The organism is Streptomyces sp. NBC_00259, from assembly GCF_036181745.1.
GTDB lineage: Bacteria > Actinomycetota > Actinomycetes > Streptomycetales > Streptomycetaceae > Streptomyces > Streptomyces pratisoli.
Map to the genome: position 1 here is coordinate 5,070,498 of NZ_CP108080.1, position 24,356 is coordinate 5,094,853.

Below are 24,356 nucleotides of genomic sequence, written 5' to 3' on the forward strand. Positions count from 1 at the left end.
AGCACCTTTCCTCTCTAGAAGAAGCGCGGATCCTCGAAGGCGCCGGTGGCGAGCAGATAGACGTAGAAGTCCGCGAGCGCGACGCTGATCAGCGACGACCAGGCGAGCAGCATGTGACGGTCATTCAGCTTGCCGACGAGGCCCCAGAGCCGGTAGCGCACGGGGTGCTTGGAGAAGTGCCGCAGCCGGCCGCCGATGATGTGCCGGCAGGAGTGGCAGGACAGGGTGTACGCCCAGATCAGCCCGATGTTGACGAGGAAGACCAGCGTGCCGAGGCCCATGTGGCCCCAGGCGTAGGTCTCGTCGCGGAAGGCGAGCACCGTGTCGTAGGTGAGGATGCCCGCGACCGGCAGCGCCGCGTAGAAGAAGTAGCGGTGCATGTTCTGCAGGATCAGCGGGAAGCGGGTCTCGCCCGTGTACTTCGCGTGCGGCTCGGCGACCGCGCAGGCCGGGGGCGAGGCCCAGAAGCCCCGGTAGTAGGCCTTGCGGTAGTAGTAGCAGGTCAGCCGGAAGCCCAGCGGGAAGATCAGGATCAGCAAGGCGGGGGAGAGGCCCCACCAGCTGCCGAAGATCTCCCAGTTGGGGCCGCCCTTCATCGGGGCGCAGTTCTCCGCGAGGCAGGGCGAGTAGAACGGCGACACATACGGTGCCGCGTAGTAGTCGCTGTTCGCGAAGGCCCGCCAGGTCGAATAGACGATGAAGGCGAGCAGTCCGCCGGCGGTCGCGGCCGGCGCGAGCCACCAGCGGTCCGTCCTGAGATGGCGGGGGGCGATGGCGGCGCGCGAGGCGCCGCGTACGCCTGTGTCGGTATGAGGTTCGGTGCCAGTGGCCAACGAAGCTCCTAGGGCGCGTGCCGGTCGCGCGCACCCAGGCCTTCGTCGTCCGAGTCCGTCCACAGCGAGCTGTCGTACGGGGTGTCGGGAATGGTGACCAGGTCTTCGGGGCGGCCGGCCGGCTGGGTCCGGGATGCGTCCTCACGCTTGTGCGTGAGGCTCCGCTCCAGCCGTTCGACCGTTCGGGCCAGGTCGTCGAGACGGCGCTTGACGTCCGTCAACTCGTCCTGCAGGGACATGAACTGCCCTCACTTCCGCGGTCGCGGTGGCATGCGGGTGTCTGGGGCTGTCCCCCAGAGGGCTCTGTGTGCGCCTGCGAGTGTCGCGCGTCACATCCCTGCTTGTGAAGGCGTGTGCACCGATTCGCGGTACGCGCCACCCGTTAGGGGCTCCTCAATGGGCCGTATGGGTGGGGTTTACGGGCCGCTGCGTCGTGTCGGCGTCACACCCCGCCCTCCGTCCTTTTCAGTGTGGCGCAATAGGTGTGATCATCTCTAAAGATCATCAAATGGCTAACTGAAGGACGAAGGGGTACAAGTCATGTCCAATGTCGACGCCCCAAGCGGGAGGACATGCTCCCGTACACCTTGCTTCCGCACGACCCGCCTCCGGACGTCCGTCGCACTCCTGACCAGCGGTGTGCTCGTCCTGCCCGTGCTGGCCGGCTGCACCTCGGAGGAGACCGGCACCGAGGCCGTGGTGGTTCCCATGGACATCGGCCACGCCGCGCGCAACAAGATCGAGCAGGGGGGCACGCTGCGCTGGGCCGTCGACGCCGTACCCGCGACGCTCAACACCTTCCAGGCCGACGCCGACGTCGCCACCTCGCGCATCGCCGGAGCCGTGCTCCCCTCCCTCTTCCGCCTCGACGAGCGTGGGCGCCCCCAGCACAACCCCGACTATCTGGAATCGGCCGAGATCGTCGACCGCGAGCCCAGGCAGGTCGTCCTCTACAAGCTCAACCAGGAGGCGGTCTGGACCGACGGCCGGGAGATCGGCGCGGCCGACTTCCTCGCCCAGTGGCGGGCGCTGAGCGGCAAGGACTCGGCGTACTGGACCGCGCGCAACGCCGGCTACGACCGGATCGAGAAGATCGAACGCGGAAAGAGCGACCTGGAGGTCAGGGTCACCTTCGCCAAGCCGTACGCCGACTGGCGATCGCTGTTCACCCCGCTCTACCCGAAGGAGACGATGGGCAGCCCGGCCGCCTTCAACGACGGCGCCCGCTCGGAGCTGGCACAGACCGCCGGGCCCTTCACCCTCCAGAGCGTCGACCGCGAGGAGGACACCGCCACCCTGGTCCGCAATCCGCGCTGGTGGGGAGAGCCGGCCAAGCTCGACTCGCTCGTGCTCCGGGCCGTGCCGCGCGACCGGCGTGCCGCCGCGCTGGCCACGGGCGCGGTCGATCTGGCCGAGATCGACCGCAGCGTCGCGGACCGTATCGCCGTGGCCTCGCGGGAGACGGGAAACCAGAACGGGGACAGCGGTCCGGGCACCGCGCTGGAGGACTCCGGCGAGGAGCAGGAGCAGGAGCAGGCCGAAGAGCAGGGTGAGGAGCAGGCGCAGGCGCAGGACGAGGACGAGCTGCTCGCCGGTGAGCGGAACGACGCCGGCTTCGCGCGGTTCGCCAGTGAGCAGACGGCACTGCGCGGGTTCGTGGTCCGCAAGTCCCTGGAGCCCGCCTACACCCAGCTCGCGCTCAACGGTGAGTCCGGGCCGCTGGCGGACGAGCGGGTACGGCGTGCCGTGGCCAGGGCGCTGGACCGCGAGGAGCTCGCGGAGGCCGTGCTGAAGCCGCTCGGTCTGCCCGCCGAGCCGGTCGGCAGTCATCTCGCCCTCGCGGGGCAGCCGGCGTACGTCGACAGCAGCGGTGCGCTCGGCGATCAGGACACCCAGGAGGCCCAGGCGCTGCTCGCCGACGCGGGCTGGACCCGGGAGGGCGCCACCGCGAAGCAGCCCGGGACGAAGGCGGGGCCCGAGAAGAGTGCGGCGGCCGGCAGCCCCGGGGTACAGAGCCCGTCGGCCGGTGGCCCGGCCGCGAGCAGCCCGGCAGCCGCCGGACCGGCCGCGAAGAGTTCCGCGCCCAGCGGCGCGGTCCCGAGCAGCCCGGCCGTGAAGAGCCCCGCGCCGGGCAGCCCGGCCGCGAGCAGCCCGGCAGCCGCCGGACCAGCCGTGAAGAGCCCCGCCCCGGGCGGCCCGGCCGTCGGGAACGGGCCACGAGCGGGCGCGCCGGCGCACGGCGCCGCAGGTGAGGGCCGCTCCATCGCCGGAGACGACAAGCCCGGCCGCGACGGCCTGGCCGGCGGCGAAGGGGACAAGGCGATGCCGAAGGCACAGAAGAGGGAGGGCGGTGTCGCCGGGGCCTACGCGCCGGTGGGCACCAGGGCTCCGCTGGCCCCCAAGGCTCCCGCCGGCAGCAAGGCCCCGGTCGCCGGCCCGCTGGGCAAGGACGGCAAGGCGCTCACCCTGCGCTTCGTCCTCCCCTCGGGCCCGGGTTCCGAGCCGCTGCGCACCGTCGGGGACCGGATCCGCCGGATGCTGGACAAGATCGGCATCCGTACGGAGATCACCAAGGTCGCCGAGGACAGCTTCTTCAAGGACCACATCGCCTCCGGCCACTACGACCTCGCCCTCTACTCCTGGCCGGCCTCGGCCTACCCGGCGACCGACGCGCGGCCGATCTACGCCAAGCCCGAGCCGGCCACCGACGGCTCGCTGCTGGTCGAGCAGAACTACACCCGGGTCGGTACGGACCGCATCGACCAGCTCTTCGACCAGGCACTCTCCGAGCTGGACGAAGGAGCGGCCCGCGAGCTGATGAAGCAGGCCGACGCCCGGATCTGGGCCGCCGCCGCGTCCATCCCGCTCTACCAGCGGCCCGAGCTGGTGGCGGCCAAGCGTGAACTCGTCAACGCGGGCGCCTTCGGGTTCTCGACGCCGCGCTACCAGGACATCGGTTTCGTGAAGGCGAAGGCGCCGGCACATGGCGCAGGGACGAACGAAAGGGACTGATCCCGGAAGGGATGCCGGCCCCGGAGGGGACCGGCCGCGGGACCGAACCGGCCACGGAAGGAAGCCGCCCCCGGAAACCACCAGCTCCTGAGGCCCTCGGACCTCAGAATCAGCTCAAGTCACTTGCCCGCCGTCGCCCACGGCGGGCAAGGTCGTTCCAGGCCTCCGATCGGGCCGGGAAGCCGCTGTCGCGACAGCCCCGTACCATAGGACACAGCCGTGGCGCGTCCGCCCGGCGGGCGTACGAGGAAACAGACGCCGCACCCACGATCCGAGAGAAGCGCAAGCAACCCATGCCCACGCGCCACGACATCCGTAACGTCGCCATCGTCGCCCACGTCGACCACGGCAAGACCACCCTGGTCGACGCCATGCTGAAGCAGGCCGGAGCCTTCGCCGCCCACCAGCAGCTCGACGACCGCATGATGGACTCGAACGACCTGGAGCGTGAGAAGGGCATCACGATCCTCGCCAAGAACACCGCGGTGAAGTACCACCCGAAGGACGGCGGGGACCCGATCACGATCAACATCATCGACACCCCCGGCCACGCCGACTTCGGCGGCGAGGTCGAGCGCGGTCTGTCCATGGTCGACGCGGTCGTCCTGCTCGTCGACGCCTCCGAGGGCCCGCTCCCGCAGACCCGCTTCGTGCTCCGCAAGGCCCTCCAGGCCCGGATGCCGGTCATCCTCTGCATCAACAAGACGGACCGCCCGGACTCCCGCATCGACGAGGTCGTCAACGAGACGTACGACCTCTTCCTCGACCTGGACGCCGACGAGGACCAGATCGAGTTCCCCATCGTCTACGCCTGTGCCCGTGACGGCGTCGCCTCGCTGACCAAGCCGCAGGACGGCACCGTCCCGGCCGACAGCGACAGCCTGGAGCCCTTCTTCTCCACCCTCCTGGAGACCGTCCCCGCCCCGGAGTACGACGAGAGCGCCCCGCTGCAGGCCCACGTCACCAACCTGGACGCCGACAACTTCCTCGGCCGTATCGCGCTGCTCCGCGTCGAGCAGGGCGAGCTGCGCAAGGGCCAGACCGTCGCCTGGATCAAGCGCGACGGTTCGATCTCGAACGTCCGCATCACCGAGCTGATGATGACCGAGGCGCTCACCCGCAAGCCGGCCGAGGTGGCCGGCCCCGGTGACATCTGCGCGGTCGCCGGTATCCCCGACATCATGATCGGCGAGACGCTGGCCGACCCGGAGAACCCGGTCGCCCTCCCGCTGATCTCGGTCGACGAGCCGGCGATCTCCATGACCATCGGTACGAACACCTCCCCGCTGGTCGGCCGCGGCGGCACCGGAAAGGGCGCGGACGCCAAGTCCGCGGTCAAGGACCGCAAGGTCACCGCCCGCCAGGTCAAGGACCGCCTCGACCGCGAGCTGATCGGTAACGTCTCGCTGCGCGTCCTGGACACCGAGCGCCCGGACGCCTGGGAGGTGCAGGGCCGCGGTGAGCTGGCGCTGGCGATCCTGGTCGAGCAGATGCGCCGTGAGGGCTTCGAGCTGACCATCGGCAAGCCGCAGGTGGTCACCCAGATCGTCGACGGCAAGGTGCACGAGCCGGTCGAGCGCATGACGATCGACGTGCCCGAGGAGCACATGGGCGCGGTCACGCAGCTCATGGGCGTCCGCAAGGGCCGCATGGACAACATGTCGAACCACGGCTCCGGCTGGGTCCGCATGGAGTTCGTCGTTCCGTCCCGTGGCCTCATCGGGTTCCGTACGGAGTTCCTGACGAACACCCGCGGTACCGGTATCGCCCACTCGATCCACGAGGGCCACGAGCCGTGGTTCGGCCCGCTGGTGACGCGCAACAACGGCTCCCTGGTCGCCGACCGCTCGGGTGCGGTCACGCCGTTCGCGATGATCAACCTGCAGGAGCGCGGCGTCCTGTTCACCGAGCCCGGCACCGAGGTGTACGAGGGCATGATCGTCGGCGAGAACTCGCGCTCCGACGACATGGACGTGAACATCACCAAGGAGAAGAAGCTCACCAACATGCGTGCGGCTTCCGCGGACAACACCGAGAACGTGGTGCCGCCGCGGAGGCTCTCGCTGGAGCAGTCGCTGGAGTTCTGCCGCGACGACGAGTGCGTCGAGGTCACGCCCGAGGCGGTTCGTATCCGCAAGGTGAACCTGGACGCCCGCGAGCGCGCCCGCGCCGCGTCCCGCGCCAAGCACGGCTGAGCCGAGTGCGGCTGAAAAGCGCCTACTACGGCTGAGCCGCCCGGCATACGCGAACGGCCCGGACAGTCCCCCTCCGCGGGGACCGTCCGGGCCGTTCGCGTATGCCGTTCGCGTCGTTCGGCAGCCTCGAGGGCTGCCGTGACGGGGCCCACACGCTCCTCGTGACGGCTGCCACACGTCCCTCGTGACGGCTTGTCCGTCAACAGGATTTCGTACCCCGAAGGTTCGACTATCGGACGTAGCGCACCGGAAACCTGTATTAACAGTCCGTTTCGGGGGTGTCTGTCTGCGATCCCTTTGTCCGAATTTTGGGCCTCTGGGGTGGAGTGATGTTGCCAAAACGAGATGCTTTAAGTGTGGTTTACAGCCCGAACTTACCTAATAGTTGGCTTCACTGAGCTCGGGTCAACGGGTCACGCGCTGTGGGGAGCGCCGACTCACGAGCACACGGGACACGGATCTTCGCCGTCAGGGGTGTCGGCGTCGTCATGTGTTCAGCCTTGCAGTGAATACGTGGACTCATGAGGAGGAACCCATGCGCGGTGCCACGAGCGCCAGTGGGGTCGGGTCGTCACAGATGGCTCGTGCGGCCATTTTTCAGCGCACATCATCCGGTCCGGTCGCCGGCAGCGGCCGGCACTTCTGAGACCCGGTCAACCGCTCGGCTCGCGTTCCTCGGGAGGAATCCTCCCGAATGACGTCTTTCCGGTCGTAGCGCCTACGGGGTGATCCCGTCAGGCGTGCGGTTGCGCCGCCGTACCCGTCCAGGGCGACGGCAGGCACCGGAGGATCGTCAGGCAGCCGTGGTGGAACGGACGTGAACCGTCCGGACCGTCGCAGGATGCAGGATCGCGGGTCACCCGACACCCGTGAATGGACACCATCATGACCAGTCCAATTGAGATCGAGGACGAGAAGGCCTCTGTCGCCTTGGACAAAGACACCGCGGCGAAGAACGTCGGCGCGGACGGCAAATCCCTCACCGGCCGATCGCCCGGCCAGCTGATGTGGGCGCGCTTCAAGCGCGACCGTACGGGCGTGATCTCCGCCTGTGTGGTGCTCTTCTTCTTCGCCGTCGCCGCGCTCGCCCCGGTGATCTCGGCCGTGTACGGCAAGAATCCCTACACGCTGTACGCGCAGGAGCCGGACTACCCGTTCCTCCTCGACGACTTCGCGATGCCCAACGGTCCCTTCGGCGGTGTCTCGAGCGACTTCTGGTTCGGCGTCGAGCCCAACCTGGGCCGCGACGTGTTCACGATGCTGCTCTACGGCATGCGCACCTCGCTCTTCATGGCGCTGGTCCTGACGTTCCTCTGCGTGCTGACCGGCGTGATCATCGGCATGATCGGTGGCTACTTCGGCGGGCGGGTCGACTACTGGCTGGGCAGGATCACGGACTTCTTCCTGTCCTTCCCCAACCAGCTGTTCTTCATCGCGTTCATGCCCATCGTGACCGCGCTGTTCGTCTCCCCGACGGATGAGACGCCGACGTACCTGCGTGCGGTTGCGATCATCCTGGTGTCGTGGTTCCTCGGCTGGATGGGCATGGCCCGTCTGGTGCGCAGTTCGGTACTGTCCCTGCGCGAGCGTGAGTTCGTCGAGGCGGCCAAGGTCTCGGGCGCCTCCCGGGGCAGGATCGTGCGCAAGGAGGTCCTGCCGAACATCGTCACGCCGATCCTGGTGCAGGGCACCTACATGCTGCCCAGCGCCATCCTCAACATCGCGTTCCTCTCCTACGTGGGTGTCGGTTTCGTCGAGCCCACCCCCGACTGGGGCCGCATGTTCGCCATCGGCGCCAAGCTCTACGAGCAGGACCCGGCCTTCATGGTCTTCCCAGGTGTCGCGATGGTCGTCTTCGTCCTCGCCTTCAACCTCCTGGGTGACTCGGTCCGCGACGCGTTCGACCCCAAGACCGGACGGTGACGTCCATGTGCGAGGGCAGCTGCCGCCCTCGCGCCGGGCAACCGGACGGCCAGGCAGCTCTTCTGGATAACAACCGACAGGTAGGTGCACGAGCATCATGAAGCCCACCCGAGCGCGCGCCGCACGCGCCATAGTCGTCGCCACGGCGGCCGGCTCACTGGCGCTTACCGGCTGCTCCAACGACAGCGGCAAGAACTCCAAGGACCAGTCGAAGTCCCAGGCGGACGCAGCGACTCAGTCCAAGCCGGTTGTCTACGGTGACGCTGCCGCGTCCAACGGTCCGGCGGCCGAGATCCCGGGCGCCAAGCCCGGCGGCACCATCAACGTCTACGCGCAGTCGGACATGACCCACATGGACCCGGGTCAGATCTACGTCAGCGACGCCGGCCAGTTCGCCAACCTGATCCACCGTGGTCTGACGAACTACCAGGAGGACGAGAAGGGCAACCTGACCGTCGTCGGTGACATCGCCACCGACTCCGGCAAGTCGTCCAACGGCGGCAAGACCTGGACCTTCACGCTGAAGGACGGCATCAAGGACGAGGATGGCAACGCCATCACGTCCGCCGACGTGCGCCACACCATCGAGCGCATGTACGCGAAGCACATCTTCGACGGTCCGTCGTTCGTCCAGTCGTGGCTCTCGGGCAACGACTACCGCAAGGCGCTGCCGGACGGCGGGTACGGCACCAAGCACCTGCCGGACAGCGTTCTCGCGACCCCGGACGCCAAGACGGTCGTCTTCAACTTCAGCCAGCCGCGCCCGGACCTGCCGCAGGCCCTCTCCATGGCCGGTTACGCCATCGTTCCGGAGAAGGCGGACACCAAGGAGAAGTACGACAAGGCCCCCAAGGCCCTCGGCCCGTACAAGATCTCCGACTACAAGGCCGGCAAGTCCCTGACCCTGGTGAAGAACACCAACTGGGACCCGAAGACGGACGCGGTTCGCCACCAGTACGTCGACGGCTACAACTTCACCACGACCATCGACCCGGTCAACCAGACCAAGCGTCTGATCGCCGACCAGGGCGAGGCCAAGAACGCCATCCAGTTCTCGGACCAGGTCGACACGGACCAGATGCAGGCCGTCATCACCAACGCGAAGGTGAACGCGCGGACGATCAAGGGCTACCAGCCCTACGTCTGGCAGCTGACCTTCAACCTGGACCGCGTCAAGGACAAGAAGGTCCGTGACGCGATCGCGTACGCCATGCCGAGCGCGGCCATGGTCCAGGCCGACGGTGGCAAGTACGGCGGTGAGGTCGCCGGTGGTCTGTTCGCCCCGACCCTGCCGGGCTTCGACAAGAGCTACGACCCGTTCGGCAAGCTGAAGAAGCCCAACGGTGACATCGAGAAGGCCAAGCAGCTGCTGAAGGAGGCGGGTGTCAAGGAGGGCACGAAGCTCACCTACGCCTACTCCAACACCCCGCGTGGGCAGAAGCAGCAGGTCATCATCAAGGACGCGCTCGCCAAGATCGGCTTCGACGTCCAGGCCAAGGAGATCGAACGGGCCGCGTTCTACGAGACCATCGGCAAGATCAAGAACCCGTTCGACCTGTACATGACCGGTTGGGGCCAGGACTGGCCGTCCCAGTCCACGGTCGTGACCCCGGTCTACGACGGCAAGCTGATCTCCGACGGTGCCTCGAACTACTCCCACATCAACGACGCCAAGGTCAACTCCCTCATCCAGGAGGCGCTGACGCTGGAGCCCGAGGCCGCGTCCAAGAAGTGGGAAGAGGCTCACCACCGGATCGTGGAGGAGATCAACCCGGCCGTCCCGGTCTACTACTCCAAGGTCGTGCAGCTGTTCGGTTCGAACATCGGTGGCGCGAAGTACAGCACCGAGTCGAGCTACATCGACATCAACGACCTGTTCCTGAAGCAGCCGTAACACCGGCTCACGGCTGACCCGTGGGGGTGCGCGCCAGGCGGAGCGCACCCCCACGGGCACTCAACCCCTCACTTCCCGCCGCTTCCGAAGAGAGCAGCTTCCCGCCATGCTTCAGTTCCTCATTCGCAGGCTGACCGGCGCCGTCGTCATCATGTTCCTGATCGGCGCGTTCACGTTCTTCCTGTTCTACACAATCCCCCAGGACTTCGCCGCGCTCTCCTGCGGCAAGAACTGCAGCCCGGAGAACCTCGCGGTGATCCGGGAGAACCTCGGCCTCGACAAGCCGATCTTCGCGCAGTTCTGGGACTTCATGGCCGGAATCGTGACCGGCCGGGACTTCCCCGTCGGACACTGCGACGCTCCCTGCCTCGGGGTCTCCTTCCACACCGGCGACTTCGTGTGGGACTCCATCATCGACCGCTTCCCGCTGACGCTCTCGCTGACCGTCGGTGGTCTGGTCATCTTCCTGGTGCTGGGTCTCGGCTCGGGTCTGCTCGCCGCCTGGAAGCGCGGCACCCCGCTCGACAAGGCCGTCAGTGGCGCCTCCATGGTTCTCAGCTCGTTCCAGATCTACTTCCTGGGGCCGATCGTTCTTGGCATCTTCGTCTACAGCACAGGCTGGCTGGAGAGCCCCAAGTACGTTCCGTTCACGGACGATCCGGCCGGCTGGTTCATGGGTCTGGTGATCCCCTGGGCCGTCATGGCGACGATCTTCACCGCCCAGTACACGCGTATGGCGCGCTCCACCATGATCGAGCAGCTCCAGGAGGAGCATGTCCGCACCGCGCGCGCCAAGGGCATGCGCCAGCGGTACGTCTTCTTCCGCTACGCCTGGCGCGGCTCGCTCACCCCGATCGTGACGATCCTCGGTATGGACCTCAGTGGCCTGCTCGCAGGCGCGGTGGTCACCGAGTTCACCTTCGACCTGGCGGGCATCGGCCGTCTCGCGGTGGATTCGTCGCTGAGCAAGGACCTGCCGCAGACGATGGGCGTGATGCTGTTCGGAGCCTTCTTCATCCTGCTCCTGAACATCCTCGTGGACCTCGCCTACGCCTACATCGACCCGCGCGTGCGCCTCGCCTAGGAGAACGACCGTGACCACACAGACCAAGACCGAAGACACGCCGGCCCCGACCGGGCCGGAGGCCTTCCTCTCGGTCCGCGACCTGCGGGTGCGGTTCTCCACCGAGGACGGCATCGTCAAGGCGGTCGACGGCCTTTCCTTCGACGTCGAGCGTGGCAAGACGCTGGGCATCGTGGGCGAGTCGGGATCCGGCAAGTCCGTCACCAACCTGACCGTGCTCGGCCTGCACAGCCGCAAGCACACCGAGATCGACGGCGAGATCATCCTGGACGGCCAGGAGCTGACCGGTGCGTCGGAACGGGAGCTGGAGAAGATCCGTGGCAACAAGGCCGCGATGATCTTCCAGGACCCGCTGACCGCGCTCTCGCCGTACTACACGGTGGGCAGGCAGCTGTCCGAGCCGTTCATGAAGCACCGTGGCGCCTCGAAGAAGGAGGCGAAGGCCCGGGCCATCCATATGCTCGACAAGGTGGGCATCCCGCAGCCCGCCCTGCGCTTCGACGACTACCCGCACCAGTTCTCCGGCGGTATGCGCCAGCGTGCCATGATCGCCATGGCGCTGATGTGCGACCCCGACCTGCTGATCGCGGACGAGCCGACCACCGCGCTCGACGTGACCGTGCAGGCCCAGATTCTCGACCTGCTCAAGGACCTCCAGCAGGAGTTCGGGTCGGCGATCGTCTTCATCACCCACGACCTGGGCGTCATCGCCAACATGGCGGACGATCTGCTGGTGATGTACGCGGGGCGGGCGGTCGAGCGCGGTAGCGTCCGAGAGGTGCTCCAGGCGCCGCAGCACCCCTACACCTGGGGTCTGTTGAGCTCCATGCCGCGTCTTGGCGGCGACACGAGCGAGGCACTGGTGCCGATCCCCGGATCCCCGCCCAGCCTGCTGAACCCGCCCTCGGGCTGCCCGTTCCATCCACGCTGTGCCTTCGTCGACGAAGTCAGCGGCTCGCGGTGCTCCGGTGAGCGCCCGAGCCTGGGCACCGGGCGCGCTGCCGCGTGCCACCTCACGGGGGATCAGAAGCAGACCATCTTCATCGATCAGATCAAGCCCCGGCTGGGCTAGGGAGACGCAGAGACATGAGCGAGAACGTCACTCTGCCTGAACAGCAGGGTTCAACCGACAGGGTCGGCGGAGAGCCTTTGCTCACCGTCGAGGGCCTGACGAAACACTTTCCGATCTACGGCGGCTTTCCGTTCAAGCGCCAGGTCGGTGCCGTCAAGGCGGTGGACGGGGTCGACCTGACCGTGCACGCCGGTGAGGCCCTCGGTCTCGTGGGCGAGTCCGGTTGTGGCAAGTCGACCACCGGTCGGCTGATCACCCGGCTGATGGAGCCCAGCGGCGGCAGGATCACCTACGCCGGGCAGGACATCACCCGGGCCAGCCGCAAGCAGCTGGCGCCGGTCAGGTCCGAGATCCAGATGATCTTCCAGGACCCGTACTCGTCGCTGAACCCGCGGCAGACGGTCGGCACGATCATCAAGAGCCCGATGGAGGTCAACGGCATCAACCCGCCCGGGGGCCGCGAGAAGCGGGTCCGGGAGCTGCTGGAGACCGTGGGTCTCAACCCGGAGCACTACAACCGCTTCCCGCACGAGTTCTCCGGCGGACAGCGGCAGCGCATCGGTGTGGCCCGGGCCCTGGCCCTGGAGCCGAAGCTGATCATCGCGGACGAGCCGGTCTCCGCGCTGGACGTGTCGATCCAGGCGCAGGTCGTCAACCTGTTGCAGAAGGTCCAGGAAGAGCTGGGCATCGCCTTCCTCTTCATCGCCCACGACCTCGCGGTCGTCCGGCACTTCTCGCAGCGCGTGGCCGTCATGTACCTGGGCAAGGTGGTGGAGGTCGCGGACCGCGACTCGCTGTACAACCGGCCCCGCCACCCGTACACGCACGCCCTGCTCTCGGCGGTGCCCGAGGCGGACGTGGACTCCCACAAGAAGGAGCGGATCCGTCTCTCCGGGGACGTGCCCTCTCCGGTGAACCCGCCGTCCGGCTGCCGCTTCCGCACCCGCTGCTGGAAGGCACAGGACAAGTGCGCCACGGAGGAGCCGCCGCTGGTGCAGATCTCGGGGAACCGTGCCGGCCACCTGACGGCCTGCCACTTCCCGGAGGACCCGACGACCGAGGCGCGTGCCGAGGACGTCGTGCTCGACCCGGCGCTCGCGGCGCTGGAGGACGCGCACGCCGACGACTGAGATCGTCCGGCGCTTTCGTACGCAGACGCCCCGGCGTCGCGGCCACCTCATGGTGGCCGCGACGCCGGGGCGTCTGCTGTCTGCCGTCCCTGGCCTGACGCCTCCGCCGGTGTTCCCCCGGGCCTCGTCCGGGGCCTCCCGGGCGTTGCTCATATGTGTAATGCGTCTTATGTGGTGATATGGGGCCAAGCTGAACTGGACCCCGGGAGGCACTCCATGCACGGAGCCACTCACCTCACCCGGTCCGCGTGCGTGTGCGCGGTCGCCGTCGTCCTCGCGGCCACCGGCTGCGGTGGCGGAGGAGGCGCCGCCGGTGGCCCCGACGGGATCGTGACGTCCTCCTGGGGCGATCCGCAGAACCCGCTGGAGCCGGCGAACACCAACGAGGTCCAGGGCGGCAAGGTCCTCGACATGATCTTCCGGGGCCTCAAGCGCTACGACCCGAGGACCGGCGAGGCCGAGGACATGCTCGCCGAGCGGATCGAGACCGGCGACTCCACCAACTTCACCGTCACGATCAAGAACGGCTGGACCTTCTCCAACGGCGAGCCGGTCACCGCGAAGTCCTTCGTCGATGCCTGGAACTACGGCGCCCACCTCAAGAACAACCAGCGCAACGCCTACTTCTTCGGCTACATCGACGGCTACGACGACGTCCACCCGGAGTCCGGGCAGCCCACGGCCCGGACCATGTCCGGCCTCAAGGTCACGGGCGACCGCACCTTCACGGTCAAGCTGACGCAGAAGTTCTCCACCTGGCCCGAGACCCTCGGCTACGCCGCGTTCTCGCCGCTGCCCAGCACCTTCTTCTCCGACCACGCCGCCTGGCTGGCCAAGCCCGTCGGGAACGGCCCGTACGCGGTCGACTCGTACGCCAGGGGCTCGCAGATGTCCCTGCGCCGCTGGGACGGCTACCCGGGGGACGACAAGGCGCGCAACGGCGGCGTCGACCTGACGGTCTACACCGACAACAACACCGCCTACACCGATCTGACGGCCGGCAATCTGGACCTCGTCGACGACGTACCCGCGGCTCAGCTCAGGAACGTCACGGCCGATCTCGGCGACCGGTACATCAACACCCCGGCCGGCATCATCCAGACCCTGGCCTTCCCCTACTACGACCCGGACTGGAACAAGCCCGGCCAGGAGAAGGTCCGCAAGGGCCTGTCCAAGGCGATCAACCGGCAGCAGATCACCGACACCATCTTCCAGAAGACCCGTACCCCCGCCAAGGACTGGACCTCCCCGGTCCTCGGGCCGGACGGCGGCTACGACGACGGGCTCTGCGGCGAGGCCTGTACGTACGACCCCGCCGCGGCGAAGAAGCTGGTCGCCGAGGGCGGCGGCATCCCGGGTGGCCAGGTCAGGATCGCGTACAACGCCGACAGCGGCTCCCACAAGGAGTGGGTCGACGCGGTCTGCAACTCCATCAACAACGCGCTCGGCAACGACAAGGCCTGCGTCGGCAACCCCGTCGGCACCTTCGCCGACTACCGCAACCAGATCACCGCGTCCAAGATGACCGGCCCCTTCCGGGCCGGCTGGCAGATGGACTACCCCCTCATCCAGAACTTCCTCCAGCCGCTCTACTACACCAACGCCTCCTCCAACGACGGCAAGTGGAACAACGAGGAGTTCGACCGGCTCATCGACCAGGCCAACGCGGAGACCGACCCGGCCAGGGCGATCGACACCTTCAAACGCGCCGAGGGGGTCGTACGGGACCAGATGGCGGCGATCCCGCTCTGGTACCAGAACGGCAGCGCCGGCTACTCGGACCGGATCGCCAACGTCTCGCTGAACCAGTTCAGCGTCCCCGTCTACGAAGAGATCACGGTCAACTGACGCCCGCGGCCGAGCACCGGCCCCACGCCCCCAGGAGCCCTCCATGGGACGTTATGTGATCCGGCGTCTGCTCCAGATGATCCCGGTCTTCATCGGCGCCACGCTGCTGATCTTCCTCATGGTGAACGTCATGGGCGATCCCATCGCGGGGCTGTGCGGCCAGCGCGAATGCGACCCGGCCACCGCCGCCCAGCTGCGCAAGGAGTTCGGCCTCGACAAGCCCGTCTGGCAGCAATACCTGACCTACATGGGCAACCTCTTCACCGGGGACTTCGGCACCGCCTTCAACGGACAGCCGGTCACCGAGCTGATGGCCGACGCGTTCCCGGTCACCATCCGGCTCACCCTGGTCGCGATCTTCTTCGAGGTCGTCATCGGCATCACCCTGGGCGTCCTCACCGGCCTGCGGCGCGGCCGGCCGGTCGACACCGGCGTACTGCTGCTCACCCTGGTCGTGATCGCCGTACCGACCTTCGTCACCGGCCTGCTGCTCCAGCTGCTCCTCGGCGTGGAATGGGGCTGGATCAGGCCGTCGGTCTCCTCCGAGGCGACGCTGGACGAGCTGATCGTGCCCGGACTCGTCCTCGCCGCCGTCTCCCTCGCCTACGTCACCCGGCTGACGAGGACGTCGATCGCCGAGAACCGGCGCGCCGACTACGTCCGCACGGCGATCGCCAAGGGACTGCCGCGCCGCCGTGTCATCACCCGCCATCTGCTGCGCAACTCCCTGATCCCGGTGGTCACCTTCATCGGCGCGGACATCGGCGCCCTGATGGGCGGTGCCATCGTCACCGAGCGGATCTTCAACATCCATGGCGTCGGCTACCAGCTCTACCAGGGCATCCTCCGCCAGAACACCCAGACCGTCGTCGGCTTCGTGACCGTGCTGGTGCTGGTGTTCCTGCTGGTGAACCTGCTCGTCGACCTGCTGTACGCCGTACTCGACCCGAGGATCCGCTATGCCTGAGCCGAGTCACGACGACGGGCGGGCCATCGCACCGACCGGTGCCGGCGGCACGATGGACCTCGCCACCAGCGAGGCCGAGACCCTGGAGAAGGTGCCCGGCGGACCGCTCGGCACCGGCCCGGCCGGCAAGCCGCGCAGCCTCTGGTCCGACGCCTGGCACGATCTTCGACGCAACCCCGTCTTCATCGTCGCGGCGCTGGTCATCCTCTTCCTGGTGATCATCTCGATCTGGCCCTCCCTGATCGCCTCCGGCAATCCGCTCGACTGCGACCTCGCCAAGGCCCAGCAGGGCTCCCAGCCGGGCCATCCCTTCGGCTTCGACGGCCAGGGCTGCGACGTCTACACCCGCACCGTCTACGGCGCCCGCACCTCGGTGACCGTCGGCGTCTGCGCCACCCTCGGAGTGGCGCTCCTCGGCTCCGTACTCGGCGGGCTCGCCGGGTTCTTCGGCGGCGCCTCCGACTCCCTGCTGTCGCGGCTCACCGATGTCTTCTTCGCCATCCCCGTCGTCCTCGGCGGACTGGTGCTGCTGTCCGTCGTCACGAGCAACACCGTCTGGCCGGTGATCGGCTTCATGGTGCTGCTCGGCTGGCCGCAGATCTCCCGCATCGCCCGCGGTTCGGTGATCACCGCCAAGCAGAACGACTACGTCCAGGCCGCCCGAGCCCTCGGCGCGTCCTCCTCGCGGCTGCTGCTGAGGCACATCACGCCGAACGCCGTCGCACCGGTGATCGTCGTGGCCACCATCGCGCTCGGTACGTACATCTCGCTGGAGGCGACCCTCTCCTACCTCGGGGTCGGGCTGCGGCCGCCGACGGTGTCCTGGGGCATCGACATCTCCGCCGCGTCCCCCTACATCCGCAACGCCCCGCACATGCTGCTCTGGCCGGCCGGGGCGCTCGCCGTCACCGTGCTCGCCTTCATCATGCTCGGCGACGCGGTGCGCGACGCCCTCGACCCCAAGCTGCGCTGAGGAGCCACCGCATGAATCCCGAGAAGCTGCTCGAAGTGCGCGACCTGCAGGTGGAGTTCCGTACGCGCGACGGCGTCGCCAAGGCCGTCGACGGTGTCTCGTACTCCGTCGCCGCGGGCGAGACGCTTGCCGTGCTGGGCGAGTCCGGTTCCGGGAAGTCCGTCACCGCACAGGCCGTCATGGGCATCCTCGACGTCCCACCCGGCCGGATCACCGGCGGCGAGATCCTCTTCCGCGGCCAGGACCTGCTGACACTCAAGGAGGAGGAACGCCGGAAGATCCGCGGTGCCGGAATGGCCATGATCTTCCAGGACGCACTGTCCTCGCTCAACCCGGTGCTGACCGTCGGCGACCAGCTCGGCGAGATGTTCATCGTGCACCGGGGCATGTCGAGGAAGGACGCCCGGGCGAAGGCCGTCGAGCTGATGGACCGGGTCCGCATCCCCGCCGCGAAGGAGCGGGTCGGCCAGTACCCGCACCAGTTCAGCGGAGGCATGCGCCAGCGGATCATGATCGCCATGGCGCTGGCCCTGGAGCCGGACCTGATCATCGCCGACGAGCCCACGACCGCGCTGGACGTGACGGTCCAGGCGCAGGTGATGGATCTGCTCGCCGAGCTACGGCGCGAACTCGGCATGGGGCTCGTCCTCATCACGCACGACCTCGGTGTCGTCGCGGACGTCGCCGACAGGATCGCCGTGATGTACGCGGGCCGGATCGTCGAGACCGCCCCCGTCCACGACATCTACAAGGCGCCCGCCCATCCGTACACCCGTGGCCTGCTCGACTCGATTCCCCGCCTGGACCAGAAGGGGCAGGAGCTGTACGCCATCCGCGGCCTGCCGCCGAACCTGATGGCCGTTCCGCCGGGCTGCGCCTTCCACCCCCGCTGCCCGATGGCCCAGGACGTGTGCACGACCGACGAGCCGGAGGTGTTCCCCGTGAACCGCGACCGGGGCAGCGCCTGCTTCTTCTGGCGGGAGTGCCTCAATGGCTGAGCCGAACGCACCCACCGAGCCCATCATCGAGGTGCGCGACCTGCACAAGCACTACCCGCTCACCCAGGGCGTCCTGTTCAGGAAGCAGGTGGGCGCGGTCAAGGCCGTCGACGGCGTCGACCTCGACCTCTTCCCCGGAGAGACCCTCGGCATCGTCGGCGAGTCCGGCTGCGGCAAGTCCACCCTCGCCCGGATGCTGGTGAACCTGGAGCGGCCGACGCGCGGGACGATCCGCTACAAGGGCGAGGACATCACCAAGCTGTCCGGGCGCGCGCTGCGGGCCGTACGCCGCAACATCCAGATGGTGTTCCAGGACCCGTACACCTCGCTGAACCCCCGGATGACCGTCGGCGACATCATCGGGGAGCCGTACGAGATCCACCCCGAGGCGGCACCGAAGGGCGAGCGGCGCCGCCGGGTGCAGGAGCTGCTGGAGGTCGTCGGGCTCGACCCCGAGTACGTCAACCGCTATCCGCACCAGTTCTCCGGCGGCCAGCGCCAGCGCATCGGCATCGCGCGCGGCCTGGCGCTGCGGCCGGAGGTCATCGTCGCGGACGAACCGGTATCCGCGCTCGACGTGTCCGTGCAGGCGCAGGTCGTCAATCTGCTCGACCGGCTGCAGAGCGAGTTCCGCCTCAGCTACGTGTTCATCGCGCACGATCTGTCGATCGTGCGGCACATCTCGGACCGGGTGGGCGTGATGTACCTCGGGCGGATCGTGGAGATCGGCGGCGACGCCGAGATCTACGACCATCCGACCCATCCGTACACCCAGGCCCTGCTGTCGGCGGTGCCGGTGCCCGACCCTGGAGCCCGCGCCCACCGGGAGCGCATCGTCCTGTCCGGGGACGTTCCCTCACCGACCGCCATTCCCTCGGGCTGCCGCTTCCGCACCCGCTGCTGGAAGGCGCGGGAACGGTGCGCGCTGGAGGTGCCGGAACTGGCGGTGCCGGCGGAGTTCCGGCTCGCACAGGGGCCGGCGAAGCACGACTCCGCCTGTCACTTCGCGGAGGAGAAACACGTGGTGCCGGCCCCCGGGGCGCAGGGCTGAGCGCGCTCCGCCCCGGAGTCCGCCCGGCCCCGCCCCGGACCGTGTCTCAGTCCTGCGCCTGCGCGCCCTCACGGGTGAGGAACGCCAGCCGGGCCTTCTTCTCCGGGAGGAACACCTCGGGGAGGTCGATCTCCGGAAGCACGATCTGAGGACCCAGCTCGAAGCCCGTGCGCGCCAGCCGTTCGATCGCCTTCTCGTTGCGGATGTCCGGCTCGGCGACGACCCTGCGCACCTGCGGGTCCGCCAGCACGTAGTGGACGAGGACCGAGAGCATGGTGGCGGTGAACCCGGGCCGTGGTGCGCCCTTCGGGGGGCCCATCATCAGGTGGACGCCCATGTCGCCCGGCTCGACGTCGTAGCACTCGCTGACGCGGTCGGCCTCCGGCTCGTACGTCTGGAAGAGCATCGCGGGCTCGTCCCCGACGCGGATGAGGAAGGCGTGGTGCGTGGTGAGCGAGTCCAGGTGCTCGTAGATCTCCAGCACCTCGGCGCGGCTCGCCTCGGCCATGCCCCAGAAGCGCGCCCGCTCCTCGGTGACCCAGGAGTGGACGACGTCCACGTCCCGCTGCGGGTCCAGGCGGTCGACCCGTACGGTGCCCAGTCCTTCGACGGTCTCCTCGTACAGGGCCTCGGGTCTGACGGCGGGCTCAGTGGTCATGGTTCTCCTCGGTGCGGTGCTCGAGCGTGAGCTGGTCGAAGTCGGTGACGACGGGGACGAATTCGCCGCGCAGCCACCGGGGCAGCTGATCGCGGTGGTGGGGGTCGCCGGGGATGCCCCGGGCGCCCAGCGGGACCACCCAGAGGCTGTCCTCGCGCCGGGCGAGGTCCCAGACGTAGCGGGCGGCGGGACCGCGGGCGCTGTGGTCGGTGACGCCGGGGACGCTCGACGTGGCCAGCACACAGTCGTGGTCGCCGGGCAGTCCCGGCCACTCCTCGCCGGCCGTGCCGGGCAGTGCCTGCCAGGGCGCGAGCCGGTGCAGCTCGCCCCAGGTGGCCGTGTGCTCGCCGGCCGCCGCGACCTCGTCGACGGCCGCGCGGACCACGCCGGCGCGGTCGATGCCCGGCAGGTGATCGGTCGTCAGCAGGGTCTCCAGGGCGTAGGCGACCTTCACCGGCGGGTACAGCCAGGGCACGAACACCTCGGGATACCCGAACGGTTCGGTGAGCACGGCCAGTTCCGGGTGGGCCACGAGCCGCCGTACGACGGCGGAGCGCACGGCCGCGTACAGGGCGGCGTCCGTGCTGTCGGCCTCCATCCGCCGGTCCCAGGCCAGCAACCGGTCCCGCAGCGCCGAGGCCTCGGGGGACAGGGCGGGAAGTCCGGCGACCAGCTCCAGCAGCGGAGCCGCGGACGCCAGATGGGTGTCGGTGTGGACGGCCGCCATCGCGGGCGCCGTCCAGCTCTTCGACTCCCGCAGCAGGCCGGCGATCCGGTCGGCCCGGTGCGGCGGTGCGAACTCCACGCCGAGGGGGGTGGCGATCCCGCGGGCGTTCGCCATGACGGCGATGTCCTCGACGTCGGCGCGGGGCGTGTCGTGCCAGCCCTGCCACTCGTGGCCGTGCTCCCACGCGGGCACCACCCGCAGCCGGTTGTCCTCGTGCCGCACGGGTACGCGCCCGGCCACCCGGTGCAGCAGCCCGCCCTCGGTGTCCGCGGCGTGGACCACGTTGACCGGCTCGGCCCAGGCGTCGAAGGCCCGGTCCACGTCGGCGACGGTGCGGGCCCGCAGCAGCGCCGGGATCGCGTCGAACCCGAGACGGGCGGTGACACGGGGCGGGTAGCGCAGGCTGATGGCCTCCGCCACCGAGGCGGCTCCGTCGGCCGCGAGGCCGCCGATGATCACCGGGCCGCGGTCCGTCTCGATCACCTCGATCTCGACCGGCTCGCCACCCGCCACCTCGATCGTCTCGCGGTGGTGCGTGGCCGGGCGCCAGCCGTCGGGACCCTGGGCCTCGACTCCGGTGCCGGAGCGTCTGAGCCGTTCCCGGTACAGGTCCTGGTAGTCGGACATGGCGTTGGTGATCGCCCAGGCCACGGAGCCGGTGTGGCCGAAGTGGGCGAGTCCGGGGACGCCGGGGACGGCGAGGCCGACGACGTCGACGTCCGGGCAGACCAGATGGATCTGCTGGTAGATGCCCGGGTCCTCGATGAAGCGGTGCGGGTCGCCGGCGATCAGGGGCGCGCCCGTGGCCGTACGGTCACCGGTGACCAGCCAGCCGTTGCTGCCCGAGGTGCCGGGGCCGTCCGTGGCGAACAGCGTGGTCGCCCCGTCGCCGAGCCGTCGTGCGACCTCCTCGCGCCACAGCTTGGTCGGGAAGCCGGCGAACAGGATGTGGGCGGATATCCATATGCCCAGCGGCACCCAGGGATCCCAGTGGCCGGGCGTGAGCCCGGTCGCCGCGAACTCCGGCGTACCGTCCGCTCCTTCCGGGAGCCCGGCGTTGACCCCGTCCACGTAGGCGCGCACCCAGGCCGCCGTGTCCGCGTCGAGCGCCTCGAAGCAGCGACGTGCCGTGTCCGCGAGCCGGGACTGGCGGGCGAACCGGTCCCAGACCACGGCGTCCGCGCCCAGGAAGGCCGCGGTCGTGCCCTGCACGCGGTGCCGTTCGACCTCGATCTGCCAGGCCCGGTCGGTGGCGGCGTTCCGCCCCTGCGCGAAGGCCAGTTCCAGGCCGTCGGCCGCGCGCAGATGCGGGATGCCCCAGGCATCCCGGTAGACCTCGGTCGTCACACTGTCCCCGCTCTCCTGCTTGATCTGCCTTTAGGTTAGGCTGGCCTAACCTTACTGGGCGCATGGGGAGGAGACAGCGGTGGGGCATGGCTGGGAGGGCGTGGTCCTCAAGCTGATGCGGGGCAAGGACTTCGCATTCACGGTGACCGGGGCGGAGCAGGTCACCGAGCGGTACCGCCGACTGCAGCTCACCGACGGAGGCATGCTCGGCGCCACCGGAGTGCATCCCACGATGTGGGTGCGGCTCTGGTTCGAGAACGCGGGCAAGCCCCATCAGCGCGCCTACACCCTCGTCGATCCCGACCCCGCGGCAGGCACCTTCAGCCTGGAGTTCGCGCTGCACGACGGCTGCGCCAGCGACTGGGCCCGGAACGCCAAGCCCGGCGACACCATAGAGGCGACGGTCCAGGGCACCGGCTTCTCCGTGCCGGACCCGCTGCCGTCGCGGCTGTTCGTCGTCGGCGACCCCGCCTCGCTGCCCGCGATCAACTCCCTGCTCGACGCGATGCCCGGGGTCCCCGCCACCATCTGGTTCGAGACCCCGCACGGCACGGACGCCGAACTGCCCGTACGGGCCGACACCGCGCACCACGAGCTGCGCCAGGTGCCGCGGCGCGACGACGGGGCCGGTCTCGTCGAGGAGGTGCGGGCCGCGCTGCCCGGGCTGCTCGGCGACGACCGGGAGGGCGCGTTCGTCTGGATCGCCTGCGACACGGCGACCACGCGGTCCCTCACGTCGTACGTCCGCAAGGAGCTGGCCCTCCCCAAGGAGCGGGTCAGTGCCCTCGGCTACTGGCGTCCGGAGCCCGTCAAAGCATGACAAGTGCTCATCAAGTTCGTTAACAGTCAGGCAACTTGGCCGAATCGGCACCGATATACGAACACGCCACCCTGAATCGCGTACGGCCGTGCGGGTGCCGTAGACCGGCCGGAGCACGCCATGTGGCTCCGGCCGGTCGCTTGTGCCCGTGGGGCCACCCGTTCGGCGGTGCGTCTGTTGCCCGCTCCGTGCGGGGCCCGTCTGATGGCAGTGGGTACGCCGATCGGGTGTGCCGCCACACGGCCGGCCGCGACGGAGGGTTCCGCCGATGCAGGGAATCACGAAGCGCCGGTGTCGCCGTGGCTCCCTCTGCGTCGCCGGAGCCCTGCTGATCTCCTCGGTCGCGGTGGGCGGGCCGGTCGCGGCCGCTCCGTCCCGCGGGGGCCCGCCCGCGGGCGACGGGGGCATCGTGCTGGAGTGGCGGCCCTGCAAGGGCAAGGCGCAGCGGGGCTTCGAGTGCGCGACGGCCAACGTCCCGCTCGACCACACGCGTCCTCGATGGCGGACCATCGAACTGGCGGTGATCCGGGCCAGGGCCACCGCCCCCGGGCGGCGTGCCGGATCGTTGTTCTTCAATCCCGGCGGGCCCGGCGGGGCCGGCACCGTGGGGCTGCCCGGGCAGTACGCGAAGTTCCCCCGGGAGCTGCGCGAGCGGTTCGACATCGTCAGCTGGGACCCGCGCGGCATCGGGGAGAGCACCTCCGTACGGTGTTTCGGCAGCGCGAAGGAGGCCGCCGCGTGGATCAAGGACGTTCCCCCGTTCCCGGTCGGGGCCGAGGAGCGCGGAACCTTCGTCGCGGCGTACGCCGATCTCGCCCGCCGCTGCGGACAGCGCGACCCGGAGCTGCTGCGCCACATCTCGACCGCCGACACCGCACGCGACCTCGACGGGCTGCGTCAGGCGGTCGGCGAGCGGCGGCTCAGGTACTGGGGCGTCTCCTACGGCACCTTCCTGGGGGCGACCTACGCGAACCTGTTCCCGCACCGCGTCGGCCGTCTGGTCGTGGACGGGAACGTCGACCCGCGGGCCTGGGCGAAAGGCGCCGGGCCGAGGGGGACGGGACCGGGGCCGGAGCTGAGCACGTTCCTGCGTCTGGACTCGGACCTGGGTTCGGCCGACGTCCTCGGGCAGTTCCTGGATCTGTGCGGCCGCGCCCCGCTGAGCGGCTGTGCGTTCTCCGCGGGCAGCCCGGAGGCGACCCGGGTCAAGTTCGGCGAGCTGCTTGGGCGGCTGTCGGAGCGGCCCACGGGGACGTGGACGTACGCGCGGGCCGTCAGCGAGGTACGGGCCGGGCTGTACACGGTCCACCCGGGCTGGACCGACACGGCGAGGACCCTGCAGACGCTGTGGGAGGGGCGCGCACCGCGCGAGTCCTCGCCGCCGGCAGGGGTCCCGCGGTACCCCGGCTTCGAGCAGGTCTACGGCGTGATGTGCGCGGAGAGCGCCAACCCGCGGGACCCGGAACGCTACTCCGCGCTGGACGGGCTGAGTGCCGAGCGGGCGGGTGACCTCGGGCACTGGTGGGCCTGGGCCAACGAGCCCTGCGCGAGCTGGCCGGCCGAGGCCGCCGGACGTTACGCCGGCCCGTGGGACCGCCCCACCGCCCACCCCGTTCTCGTGGTCAACCCGACGTACGACCCGGCCACGCCCTACCAGGGCGGCGAGGCCATGGCCCGGGAGCTGGATGACGCCCGGCTGCTGACGCTGAACGGGTACGGACACACCGCCCTGGACAATCCGAGCAGTTGCGTGGGAGGGCACGTGGTCCGCTACGTCCTCAGCGGGGCGCTGCCCCCGGCCGGCGCGACCTGCGAGCAGGACAC

Annotated in this window: 17 protein-coding genes and 1 pseudogene; 14 read left to right on the top strand and 4 right to left on the bottom strand. The window is 69.2% G+C overall.

Going from position 1 to position 24,356, the window contains the following annotated elements; genetic code table 11:
* Positions 1–14: 14 nt before the first annotated feature.
* Both OG766_RS23090 and OG766_RS23095 read right to left on the bottom strand, forming a co-directional pair.
* Positions 15–833 (bottom strand): hypothetical protein, encoded by an 819-nt coding sequence (locus OG766_RS23090; RefSeq protein WP_266382515.1) that lies wholly within the window; start codon positions 831–833, stop codon positions 15–17.
* 8 nt (positions 834–841) lie between these two features.
* Positions 842–1,072, bottom strand: a complete 231-nt coding sequence (locus OG766_RS23095; RefSeq protein WP_266382518.1) for a hypothetical protein — start codon at positions 1,070–1,072, stop codon at positions 842–844.
* 301 nt (positions 1,073–1,373) lie between these two features.
* On the opposite strand from OG766_RS23095, the gene OG766_RS23100 reads away from it, so the two are divergent.
* The 12 genes from OG766_RS23100 (at position 1,374) to OG766_RS23155 (ending at position 18,980) form a co-directional block, all read left to right on the top strand.
* On the top strand, positions 1,374–3,845 hold the full coding sequence (locus OG766_RS23100) for an ABC transporter family substrate-binding protein (RefSeq protein ID WP_328726112.1): 2,472 nt from the start codon (positions 1,374–1,376) through the stop codon (positions 3,843–3,845).
* Positions 3,846–4,138: 293 nt separating this feature from the next.
* Positions 4,139–6,040, top strand: coding sequence for a translational GTPase TypA (gene typA, locus OG766_RS23105; RefSeq protein WP_328726113.1), 1,902 nt, complete (start codon positions 4,139–4,141; stop codon positions 6,038–6,040).
* A gap of 885 nt (positions 6,041–6,925) precedes the next feature.
* Positions 6,926–7,963 carry an ABC transporter permease gene (locus tag OG766_RS23110; RefSeq protein ID WP_266382524.1) on the top strand — a complete coding sequence of 346 codons (1,038 nt, stop codon included), beginning with the start codon at positions 6,926–6,928 and terminating at the stop codon, positions 7,961–7,963.
* Between the two features lie 97 nt (positions 7,964–8,060).
* Positions 8,061–9,857 carry an ABC transporter substrate-binding protein gene (locus OG766_RS23115; protein WP_266382527.1) on the top strand — a complete coding sequence of 599 codons (1,797 nt, stop codon included), beginning with the start codon at positions 8,061–8,063 and terminating at the stop codon, positions 9,855–9,857.
* 106 nt (positions 9,858–9,963) lie between these two features.
* Positions 9,964–10,941, top strand: coding sequence for an ABC transporter permease (locus tag OG766_RS23120; RefSeq protein WP_266382530.1), 978 nt, complete (start codon positions 9,964–9,966; stop codon positions 10,939–10,941).
* A gap of 10 nt (positions 10,942–10,951) precedes the next feature.
* Positions 10,952–12,013 (top strand): ABC transporter ATP-binding protein, encoded by a 1,062-nt coding sequence (locus OG766_RS23125; protein WP_266382532.1) that lies wholly within the window; start codon positions 10,952–10,954, stop codon positions 12,011–12,013.
* Between the two features lie 14 nt (positions 12,014–12,027).
* Positions 12,028–13,143 carry an ABC transporter ATP-binding protein gene (locus OG766_RS23130; RefSeq protein WP_266382534.1) on the top strand — a complete coding sequence of 372 codons (1,116 nt, stop codon included), beginning with the start codon at positions 12,028–12,030 and terminating at the stop codon, positions 13,141–13,143.
* Between the two features lie 216 nt (positions 13,144–13,359).
* Positions 13,360–14,991 (top strand): peptide ABC transporter substrate-binding protein, encoded by a 1,632-nt coding sequence (locus OG766_RS23135; protein ID WP_328726114.1) that lies wholly within the window; start codon positions 13,360–13,362, stop codon positions 14,989–14,991.
* 43 nt (positions 14,992–15,034) lie between these two features.
* Positions 15,035–15,958, top strand: a complete 924-nt coding sequence (locus OG766_RS23140) for an ABC transporter permease (RefSeq protein ID WP_266382542.1) — start codon at positions 15,035–15,037, stop codon at positions 15,956–15,958.
* On the top strand, positions 15,951–16,931 hold the full coding sequence (locus OG766_RS23145; RefSeq protein ID WP_328726115.1) for an ABC transporter permease: 981 nt from the start codon (positions 15,951–15,953) through the stop codon (positions 16,929–16,931). The genes OG766_RS23140 and OG766_RS23145 overlap by 8 nt, the downstream gene beginning before the upstream one ends.
* 11 nt (positions 16,932–16,942) lie before the next feature.
* Entirely contained in the window at positions 16,943–17,929 is a 987-nt protein-coding gene (locus OG766_RS23150) for an ABC transporter ATP-binding protein (protein ID WP_328726116.1), read from the top strand.
* Positions 17,922–18,980 (top strand): ABC transporter ATP-binding protein, encoded by a 1,059-nt coding sequence (locus OG766_RS23155; RefSeq protein ID WP_266382568.1) that lies wholly within the window; start codon positions 17,922–17,924, stop codon positions 18,978–18,980. The genes OG766_RS23150 and OG766_RS23155 overlap by 8 nt, the downstream gene beginning before the upstream one ends.
* 46 nt (positions 18,981–19,026) lie before the next feature.
* Here the strand turns inward: OG766_RS23155 and OG766_RS23160 are convergent, their stop codons facing one another.
* Positions 19,027–19,638 carry a GNAT family N-acetyltransferase gene (locus OG766_RS23160; RefSeq protein ID WP_328726117.1) on the bottom strand — a complete coding sequence of 204 codons (612 nt, stop codon included), beginning with the start codon at positions 19,636–19,638 and terminating at the stop codon, positions 19,027–19,029.
* Positions 19,628–21,712 (bottom strand): penicillin acylase family protein, encoded by a 2,085-nt coding sequence (locus tag OG766_RS23165; protein ID WP_266382574.1) that lies wholly within the window; start codon positions 21,710–21,712, stop codon positions 19,628–19,630. Before OG766_RS23165 ends, OG766_RS23160 begins: the two co-directional genes overlap by 11 nt.
* 79 nt (positions 21,713–21,791) lie before the next feature.
* On the opposite strand from OG766_RS23165, the gene OG766_RS23170 reads away from it, so the two are divergent.
* Positions 21,792–22,532, top strand: coding sequence for a siderophore-interacting protein (locus OG766_RS23170; protein WP_266382577.1), 741 nt, complete (start codon positions 21,792–21,794; stop codon positions 22,530–22,532).
* A gap of 268 nt (positions 22,533–22,800) precedes the next feature.
* Positions 22,801–24,333: pseudogene (locus OG766_RS23175) on the top strand (alpha/beta hydrolase); the annotation flags it as partial.
* Positions 24,334–24,356 lie beyond the last annotated feature (23 nt).

Excerpts from the sequence above, each read along its gene's own strand:
- OG766_RS23100 (WP_328726112.1), top strand. The coding sequence starts at position 1,374 with ATGTCCAATGTCGACGCCCCAAGCGGGAGGACATGCTCCCGTACACCT.
- OG766_RS23145 (WP_328726115.1), top strand. The coding sequence starts at position 15,951 with ATGCCTGAGCCGAGTCACGACGACGGGCGGGCCATCGCACCGACCGGT.
- OG766_RS23110 (WP_266382524.1), top strand. The coding sequence starts at position 6,926 with ATGACCAGTCCAATTGAGATCGAGGACGAGAAGGCCTCTGTCGCCTTG.
- OG766_RS23130 (WP_266382534.1), top strand. The coding sequence starts at position 12,028 with ATGAGCGAGAACGTCACTCTGCCTGAACAGCAGGGTTCAACCGACAGG.
- OG766_RS23135 (WP_328726114.1), top strand. The coding sequence starts at position 13,360 with ATGCACGGAGCCACTCACCTCACCCGGTCCGCGTGCGTGTGCGCGGTC.
- OG766_RS23150 (WP_328726116.1), top strand. The coding sequence starts at position 16,943 with ATGAATCCCGAGAAGCTGCTCGAAGTGCGCGACCTGCAGGTGGAGTTC.
- OG766_RS23115 (WP_266382527.1), top strand. The coding sequence starts at position 8,061 with ATGAAGCCCACCCGAGCGCGCGCCGCACGCGCCATAGTCGTCGCCACG.
- OG766_RS23120 (WP_266382530.1), top strand. The coding sequence starts at position 9,964 with ATGCTTCAGTTCCTCATTCGCAGGCTGACCGGCGCCGTCGTCATCATG.
- OG766_RS23140 (WP_266382542.1), top strand. The coding sequence starts at position 15,035 with ATGGGACGTTATGTGATCCGGCGTCTGCTCCAGATGATCCCGGTCTTC.
- OG766_RS23160 (WP_328726117.1), bottom strand. The coding sequence starts at position 19,638 with ATGACCACTGAGCCCGCCGTCAGACCCGAGGCCCTGTACGAGGAGACC.
- OG766_RS23155 (WP_266382568.1), top strand. The coding sequence starts at position 17,922 with ATGGCTGAGCCGAACGCACCCACCGAGCCCATCATCGAGGTGCGCGAC.
- OG766_RS23095 (WP_266382518.1), bottom strand. The coding sequence starts at position 1,072 with ATGTCCCTGCAGGACGAGTTGACGGACGTCAAGCGCCGTCTCGACGAC.
- typA (WP_328726113.1), top strand. The coding sequence starts at position 4,139 with ATGCCCACGCGCCACGACATCCGTAACGTCGCCATCGTCGCCCACGTC.